The organism is Pseudomonas sp. GD03862, from assembly GCF_029840855.1.
Taxonomy (GTDB): domain Bacteria; phylum Pseudomonadota; class Gammaproteobacteria; order Pseudomonadales; family Pseudomonadaceae; genus Aquipseudomonas; species Aquipseudomonas alloputida.
In genome coordinates, this window is the sequence record NZ_JAOCDI010000005.1 from 122,961 (window position 1) to 135,761 (window position 12,801).

General features: G+C 63.1%; 8 protein-coding genes. 5 read left to right on the forward strand and 3 right to left on the reverse strand.

Features of this window, described 5'->3' with window-relative positions:
• Positions 1 to 197: 197 nt before the first annotated feature.
• Positions 198 to 5,246 carry an ATP-binding sensor histidine kinase gene (locus N5D53_RS05350; protein WP_104962805.1) on the forward strand — a complete coding sequence of 1,683 codons (5,049 nt, stop codon included), beginning with the start codon at positions 198 to 200 and terminating at the stop codon, positions 5,244 to 5,246.
• Between the two features lie 93 nt (positions 5,247 to 5,339).
• Here the strand turns inward: N5D53_RS05350 and ycaC (N5D53_RS05355) are convergent, their stop codons facing one another.
• A complete protein-coding gene (ycaC, locus tag N5D53_RS05355; protein ID WP_003253573.1) occupies positions 5,340 to 5,966 on the reverse strand; it encodes an isochorismate family cysteine hydrolase YcaC in 627 nt (208 codons plus the stop codon).
• A 71-nt stretch (positions 5,967 to 6,037) separates the two neighbouring features.
• On the reverse strand, positions 6,038 to 6,400 hold the full coding sequence (locus N5D53_RS05360; RefSeq protein WP_020192890.1) for an AraC family transcriptional regulator: 363 nt from the start codon (positions 6,398 to 6,400) through the stop codon (positions 6,038 to 6,040).
• Between the two features lie 180 nt (positions 6,401 to 6,580).
• On the opposite strand from N5D53_RS05360, the gene N5D53_RS05365 reads away from it, so the two are divergent.
• The 3 genes from N5D53_RS05365 to N5D53_RS05375 all read left to right on the forward strand — a co-directional run bounded on the left by N5D53_RS05365 (position 6,581) and on the right by N5D53_RS05375 (position 10,535).
• The gene (locus N5D53_RS05365) at positions 6,581 to 7,567 is read left to right on the forward strand and encodes a GlxA family transcriptional regulator (RefSeq protein WP_014592824.1); all 987 of its coding nucleotides are present in this window, start codon (positions 6,581 to 6,583) and stop codon (positions 7,565 to 7,567) included.
• 198 nt (positions 7,568 to 7,765) lie between these two features.
• Positions 7,766 to 9,553 carry a monovalent cation:proton antiporter-2 (CPA2) family protein gene (locus N5D53_RS05370; protein WP_104962806.1) on the forward strand — a complete coding sequence of 596 codons (1,788 nt, stop codon included), beginning with the start codon at positions 7,766 to 7,768 and terminating at the stop codon, positions 9,551 to 9,553.
• A 688-nt stretch (positions 9,554 to 10,241) separates the two neighbouring features.
• On the forward strand, positions 10,242 to 10,535 hold the full coding sequence (locus N5D53_RS05375; protein ID WP_012054079.1) for a hypothetical protein: 294 nt from the start codon (positions 10,242 to 10,244) through the stop codon (positions 10,533 to 10,535).
• Positions 10,536 to 10,884: 349 nt separating this feature from the next.
• Here N5D53_RS05375 and ycaC (N5D53_RS05380) read toward each other — a convergent pair whose 3' ends face one another.
• Positions 10,885 to 11,514 carry an isochorismate family cysteine hydrolase YcaC gene (gene ycaC, locus N5D53_RS05380; RefSeq protein ID WP_129931891.1) on the reverse strand — a complete coding sequence of 210 codons (630 nt, stop codon included), beginning with the start codon at positions 11,512 to 11,514 and terminating at the stop codon, positions 10,885 to 10,887.
• 228 nt (positions 11,515 to 11,742) lie between these two features.
• Here ycaC (N5D53_RS05380) and N5D53_RS05385 point away from each other — a divergent pair, with 228 nt between their 5' ends.
• Positions 11,743 to 12,654, forward strand: coding sequence for a LysR substrate-binding domain-containing protein (locus N5D53_RS05385; RefSeq protein ID WP_010955764.1), 912 nt, complete (start codon positions 11,743 to 11,745; stop codon positions 12,652 to 12,654).
• Positions 12,655 to 12,801 lie beyond the last annotated feature (147 nt).

Below are 12,801 nucleotides of genomic sequence, written 5' to 3' on the forward strand. Positions count from 1 at the left end.
GCCTAGGCCAGCGTTGGCGTTCAGACAATTATCCCGAGGGATAGGTTGGCCCAAGGACTATACAAAAGCCCGCCTGCCCCAAGGGGACGATAACGGACAACAGCGTGCCCGTTCCTGCCAAGCAGGCTGTAACCCGCATCCATGCTGGGCCCGCTGCGTATACTCGCGCCTCAGGATGTCGCTAGCGGGGGTGCTTTATGCTCGATGAACGCCTTGCCCACAGGCCCATCGATTACGACCAGTCAATCGACGAGGGCTGGCTGAAGCGGTGCGAGATCAGCGCGCTGGGCCAGGAAGGTGAACTCAGCTATTTCCGCCTGCGCGACCCAGCCACAAATCAGGCCTGGATCGCCGTGCGCGCGCCGCTCGAGGCTCCTTCCGCCTGTCAGCGCCTGGAACGTGACTACCGCCTGCAACTGGACCCGCAGTGGGCGGTGATCCCCTCGGCGTTCGTGCGCTCGGCCGAAGGCCCGTTGCTGGTGTACCCGGCCGGGCGCTCAGTCGCCGACCTGATCGCTGAAGGCCCTGCGGCGCTGGAGCCGTTTCTCGACATCGCGGTGAACGCTGCCCATGCGTTGGCGCAAGCGCACGAACGCAATGTGCTGCACGGTACATTGCAGCCTGAACATGTGTACCTGCGCGCCCACCAGCGGGTGCGCCTGGGCTTCTTTCGTGCCGACCCAGCAGAGCGGATCAGCGAACAGGGCACCCCGCTCGGCAACTGGGCCTACCTGGCGCCGGAGCAGGTTTGCCCGCACGGTAGCAGCAGCGACCGACGCAGTGACATCTATGCCCTGGGGGCAATCCTCTACCAGTTGTTGGTAGGCGAGCTGCCGCTGGCCGGGCGCGACACTCAGCACTGGCGACAGCTGCATGCTGGTGTGCAGCCGCGGGCGGCCAGCGAAGTGGACAGCAAGGTGCCGCCCCCCCTCAGCCTGGTCCTGGCAAAGGCCTTGGCCAAAGAGCCGGACGCCCGCTACCAGAGCGCGCGCGCCCTTGCAGTGGACTTGGCTCACTGCCAGCGGCAGTGGGCCGCCCACAAATCCATGGCGCCCTTCACCCCAGGCTGCGCCGACCCGGTAGCGCCCGGCCACGCGCGCCTGTTTGGCCGCGGCGCCGAGCAAAAGGCTATCACCCTGCTGCTCAAGGCCTTGCATCGCGATAGCAAACCACAAGCCCTGGTCATCAACGGCGCTGCTGGCATGGGCAAATCGAGCCTGGTCGAAGCCGCTCTCAAGGCCAACGCCGAAGGTTACTGGGCCGTCGGCAAATGCAACAGCCACACCCAAGCAGTGCCCTACACGCCCTGGATCGAAATACTCGGTGCCCTGACTACCCAGTTGCTGGCCAAGAACAGTCAGGACCTCGTCACCCTGCGCCGCGAAATCCAGCGCCGCATCAAAAGTCATGGTCGTCTGCTCGGCAAACTGGCCCCGGACCTGCAACTGATTCTCGGCCCCCTGCCCCAATTACCCGCCAAGCCCACGCGCCTTGCGTTGCAGAAGGAACTGCACGCGATCATTGAATTCCTGCAGGTTTTCAGCCGGCCTGGCCAACCGCTGGTGCTGTTCTTCGACGACCTGCAATGGGCCGACGACGCCACTCGGCACCTGTTGGCCCAACTGCTGGCTGAAGCGCCGGCCAACCTGCTGCTGATTTTTACCCGGTGCAACGATACGCCCACCACCAGCGCAACGCTGGCCATACCCGCAGCGGTGCGCAGCACCACGCTGAACCTGCGGCCGCTGGCCGTTGGGGCGGTGGCCGAGCTGATTGGCGAGCGCTTCCATGTTGCCCCCGAGGCCGCATTTCAACTGGCCGAACGGGTGCATGGCAAGACGGCGGGCAACCCGTTTTTCATCAACCAGATCCTCAGGGCCATGGTCGAAGACCAGCTGTTCATCTTCGACACCCAGGCCATGCGCTGGTCTTGGTGCCTGCAGGCCGTGGCCCGGCACTGCTACTCCGACAATGTCGCCGACCTGATGGTCCACCGCCTGGAGCGCCTGCCGGCACCGCAACGCGACCTGTTGCGGGTCGTCAGCGCAGCGGGCAGCCACTGCGATGAACACCTGCTTCGGCAAGTGCTCGCCCAACCGCCAGGCGAACCCCTGAAAGCCTTGATTGGCGCTGGCTTCCTGCAACCGGGCCAGAACGGCTTGGGCTTCACTCATGACCGGGTGATGGAGGCCGCTTATGCACTCACGCCCGTGCACCAGCGCGCCTCGCTGCATGCACGTATCGCCCTGGCCATGCGCCAGGCTTGGCCAGGGCGAACGCACGAGGTGTTGTTCGAGCTCGCCAGCCAGCTACAACGCGCCACCCCATGCGGGTTTGCAGCGGATGACTGCGAAGCGTTCCTGCAGCTTTTACGCGAAGCCGCATCATGCGCACGCGACGCGGGCACCTTCGAGCAGGCCGCTGGTTACCTGCACACCGCCGAGCAGTTGCTGCAGCACAGCGCCACGCTGGAAAGCCGCGCCACGCATGGCTTTGCCATCGCCTGCATGGCGACGGAGTGCGACATGCAACTGTCACGCACGATCGCGGCCGAGGCCCGTCTCACTGAATGCCGCCAGCGTGCCCGCTCGGTGTTGGACCAGGCGCGGGCGTGCCGGCTGCAGGCACTGCTGTACACCTCGCGCGGTGACTATCAGGCGGCTATCGACAGCGCCCTGGCCGGCCTGGACTTGCTGGGTATCAGCCCGGTGCGGGGCCTCGACTGGCAACAGGTCGAGGCCAGTCATGCCCATGTGCAGGCGTTGATCGAACAGAAGGACCGGCATTGCCTGGAGTCACTGCCGCGCACCGATTCGGAGGAAGTGACGGTTGCCATCAGCCTGCTGGCCACTCTGTCATCATCCTTCTTCGTGAAGGACGACATCTGCTTCCTGCACCTGGCCAAGCTCATGGAGATGTCGCTACTGCACGGCGTTGCCCCTGGCAGCACCTACGGCATGGCCTGGTACGGCGTGATGATTGCCGAGCGTTTTGGCGCTTACCATGATGGCCATGCCTGTTGCCTGGCCGCGCTCAAGCTGATCGAACGGCACGGTTTCGACGCTGATCTGACCAGCGCGCTGCTGGCCCTGGACCAGGTCAGCGCCTGGACCTCGCCCATGGAATTCGCCCGACGTACCGCGCTGGACGCGGTCGACTCGGCGCGCCTGAGCGGTGACCTGGCAATGAGCTGCTATGCCTGCAACCATCTGGTTTCAGATTCGCTGTTCATGGGCCGCTACCTGCCGGACGTGGTCGAGGAAGTGACGCAAGGCCTGGCCACTGTGCGTCGCCACGGCTACGGCGATATCGAGCAGATCCTGCTGGCCCAGCAAGCGTTCGTCGCCAACCTGAGCGGCATGCCCTGCCCCGCCCCGGCCACCGCCTCGAGGTCGCCCACCACGCGGTTCTTCCAACACCTGTTCGCCGCCATGTGCGCCTTCTACATGGGCAATATCCCGAAGGCCATGCGCGACCTGGCATTGGCCGGCGACAACACCTGGGCCGCACCGGCGCACATCAACCTGGCCGACTATCACCTGTTCCGCGGCCTGGCCCTGGGCAGCCCCGAGGCCCACGGCAGCCTTGCCGACAAGCTGCGCGAGCTGCAGGCCCTGCGCGAGCGCTTCAGCCGCTGGGCCGGCTTCAACCCGGCCACCTTCCGCAGCAAGCAGTTGCTGATCGAGGGCGTCATCGCCAAGCTCGAAGGCGACGGCCTGGCCGCGATCCGCTGCTTCGACCAGGCGCAAATCGCCGCCACCGCTGCCGGCTTCATCCACGAGCAGGCGCTGGCCCATGAACAGCTGGCCGAGGTGTGCATCCCCAGCGGCCTGATCTCGGGCGCCAACCTGCACCTGCGCATTGCCCGCGACTGCTTCCACATCTGGGGCGCGACCGGCAAGGTGCACCAGCTGGAGACGTTGCATCCGTTTTTGCGTACCCAGCCGATTCAGGAGACCTATCGCGCCACCCACCAGGCCAGGCTGGACCTCGAAGCCGGCATCGAAGCCGCGCGGGCGCTGTCCGAGGAAGTGCTGCTCGAAGGCCTGATCGAAACCCTGATGGGCCATCTGACCCAGCACTCCGGTGCCGACCATGGCGCGCTGCTGATTGTAAGCGGCGCCGAGTTCCAGATGGCCGCCCTGGCCTATATCGACGATGCCGGGCTGCACGTGAGCATGGACAACTGCCAGAAGTTCATGACCCAGGCACCGTTGTCGGTCATCAACACCACCATGCGCACCCGCAAACCGCTGGTGCTCAACGATGCCCTCAGTGAGTGCCCGGAGGCCTTCCGCCAACAGCTGCAGGCGCGCAACGCCCGCTCGGTGCTGTGCCTGCCGCTGGTGATCCAGGGCGTGCTGATCGGCCTGGTGTACCTGGAAAACCGCCTCGTGCCCAACCTGTTCGGCAGTCAGCGCCTGGCCATGCTGGAAATCCTCGCCTCGCAGGCAGCGGTGTCGCTACAAACGGCCAAGTTCTACACGCGCCTGGCCGAGGAAAACCAGATCCGCACCCAGATGGAGGCTGAGTTGCGCCGCTCGCGTGCGGAACTGGCGCGCAGTGCGCACTTGCAGGCGATGAATGAGCTGTCAGCGTCCATCGCCCACGAAATCAGCCAGCCGCTCCTGGGCATCGCCTCCAATGCCGCGGCCAGCCTGCGCTGGCTGAAACGCGCCAAACCCGACCTGGAAGAAGCGATTGCCGGCCTGGAAGACATCCGCAACGACAGCGAACGGGCCGGCAACATCGTGCGGGCGCTGCGGTCCCTGGCCAAGCAGTCACCGATGCAACTCAAGGCGGTGAAGCTGGACGAATTGATCCGCGAGGTGGTGCGCCTGACCTCGGCCGACGCCGCCAAGGGCAAGGTGGATGTGCAGACACGGTTGAAGGCCGGGGTGTGCGTGACAGCCGACCCGGTGCAGTTGCAGCAGCTGGTGTTCAACCTGATTACCAATGCCCTGGAAGCGTTGGCGGGATATCGCTGTGACGGGGTGCTGAAGATTACGTCGGCGGTAGTCGAGGACGAGGTGGAGATCTGCGTGGACGACAACGGGCCGGGGATCGCGGCGGACGAGCGTGAGCGCGTATTCGATGCGTTTCATACCACCAAGACCGGTGGCATGGGGATGGGCTTGGCGATCTGCAGTTCGGTCGCTCAGGCCCACGGCGGGCAGCTGCAGGCGCTGGTGTCGCAGTTGGGTGGATGCCGGATTCGTTTCAGTCTGCCTGTGAGTCACGCATAGCCTGTGCCGGCCTCTTCGCGGGTAAACCCGCTCCTACGGTCGGCGCGGCTGTAGGAGCGGGTTTACCCGCGAAGAGGCCAGTACAGGTTTACATCAACGCGAGGCCAGCGCCGCGTAGCTGTTCATCAGGTTGCGGTAGTTGGGGATACGCTGCGAAAGCAGGTTACCCAGCCCTTCGATGTCGTTGCGCCAGTCGCGGTGCAGTTCGCAGGCCACCGAGAACCAGTTCATCATCTGCGCACCCGCCTGGGTCATGCGTACCCAAGCCGCTTGCTGCACGGTTTCGTTGAAGGTGCCCGAGGCATCGGTCACCACGAACACTTCAAAACCTTCCGCCAGCGCCGACAGGGTCGGGAATGCCACGCACACATCGGTCACCACACCGGCGATGATCAGTTGCTTGCGGCCCGTGGCCTTGATTGCCTTGACGAAGTCTTCGTTGTCCCAGGCGTTGATCTGGCCGGGACGGGCAATGTACGGCGCATCCGGGAACATCTCTTTCAGCTCGGGCACCAGCGGGCCATTCGGGCCTTGCTCGAAGCTGGTGGTGAGGATGGTCGGCAGGCCAAAGAACTTGGCCAGGTCGCCCAAGGCCAGCACGTTGTTCTTGAATTCGTTGGGCGAAAAATCCTGCACCAGCGAGATCAGACCGGTCTGGTGGTCGACCAGCAGCACCACGGCGTCGTCTTTGTTCAGGCGCTTGTAATCGGGTTGGCTCATGGGGTGACTCCTTGGGTTGGGATAACGGGCCGGCACTGTCCGCAGGGGTTATACCGGTGGATAGCATTGGCTTAAGAAAGTGTCTGCGCCTGCCGCCAGGCCTTGGGTGGCTGGCCGACCAGGCGGCTGAAAGCACGGGTGAAATGGGCCTGGTCACAAAAGCCGCATTCCAGGCTCACGTGGGTGATAGGCGCCTCGGTGGCAAGCAAGCGCTTGGCCTTTTCCATGCGCGCCAGCAGGCGCCAGGCCTGCGGCGAAAGGCCGGTGTTGACTTTGAACGCGCGGGAAAAATGGCTGCGGGTAAGGTTGCATACCGCGGCGATCTCGATGATCGACAACGGGCTATGCAACATCAGCTCCTTGGCCCGGCGCAGCCGCGCGGGCGTGAGTGCGCCGGGGGTTTGCAGCGGCGCTTCGGGCGTCCCAGGGTACATGGCGACTCTCCTGTTCAATACGGAAAGTCTCGCCCCCGGCACATGACGAAGTCCTGAGCCAAACCTGAATTGTTGTTAATTGTGCGCTGCTGGCCCTGGGCGTTTTGCCGATACCTTAAGATGCGTTTCGTATTCAGCTTCTGGCCGCTAACCGCGGCCGGCATTCAAGGCGAAAGAGGTATGCAGGAAAAACCCGCCCACCGCACCGTGGCCATGGTGCTGTTCAATGATGTGCTACTGCTGGATGTCACCGGTCCCATGGATGCATTTGCCATCGCCAACCGGTTCTTGCCTGCAGCACGGCAATATCGGCTGCTGACCTTGGCCGAGGGGCAGGCGGTGGTACGCGGCTCATGCGGCCTGAAGGTAGTGGCCGACCGGCGCCTGGAAGACTTGCCGGAGGCCGTCGACCTGTTGCTGGTGCCGGGCGGCCCTGGGGCCTATGACATCGCCCTGCCAGGGATCGAGCGCTGGCTGCCCAAGGCCGTACGCCAGGCGAAGCGCTTCGGTGCCATCTGCACCGGGGTGTTCCTGCTGGGGCGGGCCGGGTTACTCAATGGCTATCGCTGCACCACCCACTGGAATTACGTGGAGCGCCTGGCACAGGCGTTTCCCGAAGCCAAGGTGGAGACCGAGCAGATTTACGTGATGGACCGCTGCCTGATCACCTCGGGCGGTATCACTGCAGGGATCGACCTGGCACTGGCGGTGGTCGCCGAGGACCATGGCAAGGCGCTGGCCCTGGAAGTAGCCAAGGTACTGCTGGTAGCCCGCCACCGTCAGGGTGGGCAGACACCCTACGGGCCATTGCTGGCTGCGGTACCACGCGATGACTCGCCGATTGCCCGGGTGCAGGCCTATATCGTCGACCACATCGAGCAGGCGTTCACCGTGCAGAAAATGGCCGAACTGGTGGCCATGAGCGGGCGTAACTTTGCCCGGACGTTTCTGCGCGAGGTGGGCATTACGCCGCTGCAGTACCTGCAGAATGCGCGCATCGACCGTGCGCGCAAGCTGCTCGAATGCGGTGACCTGCCGATGAAGGTGGTGGCGGCGCAGTGCGGGTTTGGCAGTGACCGACACATGCGCAAGGTATTCTTTGAGCGAATTGGCATGACGCCGGCGCAGTATCGGGCACAGTTTGGTGGCGGTGAACAGTCGGATTAGCGCTGCCTTCTTCGCGGGCGCGCCCGCTCCCACAGAGATAGCACAGGCCTTGAGCCCAGATAAGCGCCGGCACCGATTGTCACCCTGAACAGGACAATGTTTCTTCCCGTTAGATGATTGTCTGACGCCACCCTACCCCTCAGAATTGTCCGTCAAACTGTTCGAACGCTGCCCCGGCAGCTCATGGAGTAAGAGCCAATGCCACACGAAGGCAGCCTTCTGCAAACCGCGGTGATCTTCCTGCTTGCCGCCGTCCTCGCCGTCCCCCTGGCCAAGCGCTTGCAACTGGGTGCCATGCTCGGCTACCTGCTCGCCGGTGTGGTCATCGGCCCGCAAGCACTTGGCCTGGTCCACGACACAGAAAGGGTGGCGCACATTTCCGAACTGGGCGTGGTCTTGCTGCTGTTCATCATCGGCCTGGAGCTGTCGCCCAAACGCTTGTGGCTGATGCGCAAGTCGGTGTTCGGTGTTGGCACTGCCCAAGTGTTGCTGACCGGCGCGGTTATCGGCGCCATCGCCCTGTTCGGCTTCAGCCAGACGCTGCCCGCGGCCATCGTGCTCGGTCTGGGCCTGGCGCTTTCGTCAACCGCCCTTGGCCTGCAGAGCCTGGCAGAGAACAAACAGCTCAATGCCCCGCACGGCCGTCTGGCGTTCGCCATCCTGTTGTTCCAGGACATCGCCGCGATCCCGCTGATCGCCTTGGTACCACTGCTGGCCGCCACTGGCCCGGAAACCAGCAGTGGCGACAGCCTGGAGAATGGGCTGAAGGTATTCGCCAGCATCGCCGTGGTCATCATCGGTGGCCGCTACCTGTTGCGCCCGGTGTTCCGCACCGTGGCTCGCACCGGCCTGCCGGAAGTGTCCACTGCCACCGCCCTGCTGGTGGTGATCGGCACCGCCTGGCTCATGGAACAAGCCGGTATTTCCATGGCCCTGGGCGCCTTCCTCGCCGGCCTGCTGCTGGCAGACTCGGAATACCGCCACGAGCTGGAATCACAGATTGAACCCTTCAAGGGCCTGCTGCTGGGGCTGTTCTTCATCAGCGTCGGGATGGGTGCAAACCTGCACCTGCTGCTGGAGATGCCGCTGGTGGTGCTGGGCCTGACCCTGTTGCTGGTGGCCGTGAAGCTGGTGCTGCTGGTCGGCACCGGACGCCTGGTCGGCGGCCTGAGCGGCGCCAGCGCGCTGCAACTGGGCATGGTGCTGGCCGCCGGCGGCGAGTTTGCCTTTGTGGTGTTCAAGCTGGGCAAGGACCAGGGCCTGTTCGATACCCAGACCTACGACCTGCTGCTGATGACCATTACTCTTTCGATGGCCATCACCCCGCTGCTCATGATTGGCTGCGCCCGTGCCCTCAAACGCGCGCAGCCAGTGCGTGAAGTGCCCGACCATTACAAGGCCATCGACGCCGGCACGCCGCGGGTGGTAATCGCCGGCATGGGCCGCATGGGCCAGATCGTCGCGCGTATCCTGCGGGCACAGAAAATCCCGTTCGTTGCCCTGGAAACCTCGGTGGATGCCATCGAGATGACCCGTATGTTCGAACAGGTGCCGGTGTTCTACGGTAACCCGCTGCGCCCCGAAGTACTGCATGCGGCCAAGGTGGGTGAGGCGGAGTACTTCATCATCACCATCGATGACCCGGAAGCCGCCATTCGTAGCGCTGAACGGGTGAAACGCCTGTACCCGCACCTGAAAGTGCTGGCCCGCGCGCGTAACCGCCAGCACGTGCACAAACTGGCGGATGTGGGCGCCGAGCCGATTCGCGAGACATACCACTCCAGCCTGGAAATGGCCCGCCGGGCACTGGTGGGGTTGGGCCTGAGCGATGAACAGGCGGCGGACCGCATTGCACGGTTTACCCAGCATGACGAAGAGGTGCTGGAGGCCCAGGGGCAAGTGCGTGATGACCGGGCCAAGGTGATGCAGACGGGCAAGGAGGCGCGGGTGGAGCTGGAGCGGTTGTTTGATTCGGATGCGGACTGAGGCCTTTTGGCGCATGCCTTGAGGGTTGTAGTGCCTGTGAGATCGAGCGCCGCCCGCGCGGCGCTTCGCGGGTAAACCCGCTCCTACATTTGTTTCGGGCCAATTATTCCTGTGGGACGCGCACGCGAGCCCCTCTGGCGCACGCCTCGATATCGCGTCGTACAAACAAGGCGGTCGCGCGCGCCTGGCACAGGAGGGACTGGCCAGAAACAAACAAGGAGCGGGTTTACCCGCGAAGCGCCGCGCGGGCGGCGCTCGATCTCATGGGCGCCCAAAAACTATCGCCAGGCACCTGGAAGCCATCATGCAATTTCCTGACGATCACCTCGCCGCCATTACGCGAACTCACAAAAACCATCACAAATCGTCTAGTTCTCAGCTGGGTCCTACTTCCCCGCGAACCATTTCCTACGTTCACGCCAATCCCAAGGAATTATCCTACACACCGTGTCGACGCCCGTCTGATTGTCCAAGGAAGGCCTGCTCTCTAGGCTGACCGGGTCGCTGTCGGTTCAGCGATCGGGTGTGGAAACCCGGATGTGATGAAGGGCTGCCGTTATGGCAGTTGTGCGCGTGAGGCCGTTTGGCCTACCGGCTTGCCTTCTCACCGGTTTTCCACCCCGCGCACAACTGCCGCCTTCTGCGTGGAAACGGGTGGTTGCAGTTCAATCCTGGAGAAGGAATTGCCATGAAAAGAATCGTCCCCGATCCACCCCTCCCCAACACCACACAACGCTCTTTCAGCCGCTGCGATGCCGGCCATCCCCCATTGTTCACCGTAAACCCCGGCGTTTCCGCCCACGATGCCCTGGTGCATGTCGCCCAATACCTGCGCGGTGCCTATGACTGTGGCTACAAAGCCTTGGAGCATCTGGATGACACAGGCAAGAGCCTGTTCTGGAGCAACCTGAACGCACTCGAAATGGCAGAAGGGTTGGTTGAGGCATTGCTGGATGGGATTGAGTCACAGCCCATGAACTGAGTCGCCTGTATCGGCCTCTTCGCGGGTGAACCCGCTCCCACAGAGTCCTCGTCGACACGGGTGTCAGTACCAACCACAGAAAAGGGCCACTGTTTCCAGTGGCCCATCAGATGCTCGATATTCATATGCACACCTCAAGCCGGGGTGTGGAGGTCTCACCCTACACTGATGATTCAGCCATCGATGGGGTTCCTGATCCAGTTACTGCCGCTGAATGACAACTGGCTTCGCGCTCGGGTGAAACGCTAACAATGCCGCCAATACAGGTCAACGACTGGAACAAAGCGCAACAAAAAAACCGGCTCCCTACAAGAGAGAGCCGGCCTTTGTGCGCGTTGCTGATGGTTGATTACTTACCCGCAGTCAGCGCGTTATAGCTGGTCATCAGGTTGCGATAATCCGGAATGTGGTTGGAGCAAAGTGCAGCCAGCCCTTCGACATCGTTGCGCCAGTCGCGGTGCAGCTCGCAGGCCACGCCGAACCAGGTCATCAGTTGGGCACCCGCCTGGCTCATGCGGTCATGCGCGGCATCACGGGTCATCTCATTGAAGGTGCCGGAAGCATCGGTCACCACGAACACCTCAAATTCTTCCTCCAAGGCCGACAGCGCCGGGAACGCCACGCAAACCTCGGTCACAACACCTGCAATGATCAGCTGCTTCTTGCCGGTCGCCTTCACCGCCTTGACGAAGTCCTCGTTGTCCCAGGCGTTGATCTGGCCAGGGCGGGCAATGTACGGCGCATCCGGGAACAGGGCTTTCAGTTCCGGCACCAGCGGGCCGTTGGGGCCTTGCTCGAAGCTGGTGGTGAGGATGGTCGGCAGGTTGAAGAACTCGGCCAGGTCAGCCAGCGCCAGCACGTTGTTCTTGAACTTGTCTGGCTCGATATCGCGCACCAGCGACAGCAGGCCAGCCTGGTGGTCGACCAGCAGTACGGCAGCGTCGTCTTTGTTCAGGCGGTTGTAGGTGAATTTGCTCATGGTCTGTGCTCCCAAGGGTTATGAATTTTTCAGCAATCCGGGGTGTTTCGCGTTGATGGGCACAGATTAAAATCATCACCTTTGCGGCGGTAGTTAGCAGAATCTGGCTTTAGCGTTCTGATTTATGAACGATGGATTTGTAGGGGCTGTGCCGGCCTCTTCGCGGCTAAAGCCGCTCCTACAAGCGAAGAGGCCGGCACAGGCAACCAAATACCCGGAGACCGATCATTGGAAGACCTCAACTCCCTCTACTACTTCACCCAGGTCGTCGAACATGGCGGCTTCGCCCCGGCCGGGCGGGCGCTGGACATGCCCAAGTCGAAGCTCAGCCGGCGAATCGCCGACCTTGAAGACCGCCTGGGTGTGCGGCTGTTGAACCGCACCAGCCGTCACTGCTCGCTGACCGAAATCGGCCAGGCCTATTACAACCGCTGCCTGGCCATGCGCGTGGAGGCCGAGGGCGCAGCAGAGATCATCGAGCGCAACCGCAGCGAACCGCGCGGCTTGGTCCGCATCAGTTGCCCGACCACCCTGCTCAATTCCTGGGTCGGGCCGATGCTGACCCGCTACATGCTCAAGTACCCGCAGGTGGAGCTGTTCATCGAAAGTACCAACCGCCGTGTCGACCTGTTGCACGAGGGCTTCGATATTGCTCTGCGGGTGCGCTTTCCGCCGCTGGAGAACACTGACATGGTGATGAAGGTGCTGAGCAACAGCACCCAGTGCCTGGTCGGCCAGCCTCAATACCTGGCGCAACTGCCCAAAGGGTTTGACCCACAGCTGCTGGGCACACTACCCAGCGTGCATTGGGGCAGTGCACAGCGCGAGTACCAGTGGGAACTGTTCCAGGGTGAGGACAACAGCCGCAGCATCGTCATTCCGCATACGCCACGTATGGTGACTGATGACCTGTTTGCCTTGCGCCACTTCGTGGTAGCCGGAGTGGGGATCGCCCACTTGCCGCGGGTGGCGGTGCGTGAGGATCTGGCGGCGGGACGTCTGGTTGAGCTGATTCCGGACTGGCACCCGCGTTGCGGTATCGTGCATGCGATCTTCCCATCGCGACGTGGGTTGCTGCCTTCGGTGCGAGCGCTGATCGATCATCTGGCTGAGGAGTTCGCCATCAGCGACATGGCTTGAGTGCCTGGCTGGCTGAGCCGGCCTCTTCGCGGGCATGCCCGCTCCCACAGGTATTGCACAAGGCTCGGGGCCAGTGGTGGCCCTGTAGGAGCGGCTTTAGCCGCGAAAGGGCCGGTACAGGCAATGCAAATCCCCACCCAGCACACC

Excerpts from the sequence above, each read along its gene's own strand:
- N5D53_RS05350 (WP_104962805.1), top strand. The coding sequence starts at position 198 with ATGCTCGATGAACGCCTTGCCCACAGGCCCATCGATTACGACCAGTCA.
- ycaC (WP_003253573.1), bottom strand. The coding sequence starts at position 5,966 with ATGAGCCAACCCGATTACAAGCGCCTGAACAAAGACGACGCCGTGGTG.
- N5D53_RS05360 (WP_020192890.1), bottom strand. The coding sequence starts at position 6,400 with ATGTACCCTGGGACGCCCGAAGCGCCGCTGCAAACCCCCGGCGCACTC.
- N5D53_RS05365 (WP_014592824.1), top strand. The coding sequence starts at position 6,581 with ATGCAGGAAAAACCCGCCCACCGCACCGTGGCCATGGTGCTGTTCAAT.
- N5D53_RS05370 (WP_104962806.1), top strand. The coding sequence starts at position 7,766 with ATGCCACACGAAGGCAGCCTTCTGCAAACCGCGGTGATCTTCCTGCTT.
- N5D53_RS05375 (WP_012054079.1), top strand. The coding sequence starts at position 10,242 with ATGAAAAGAATCGTCCCCGATCCACCCCTCCCCAACACCACACAACGC.
- ycaC (WP_129931891.1), bottom strand. The coding sequence starts at position 11,514 with ATGAGCAAATTCACCTACAACCGCCTGAACAAAGACGACGCTGCCGTA.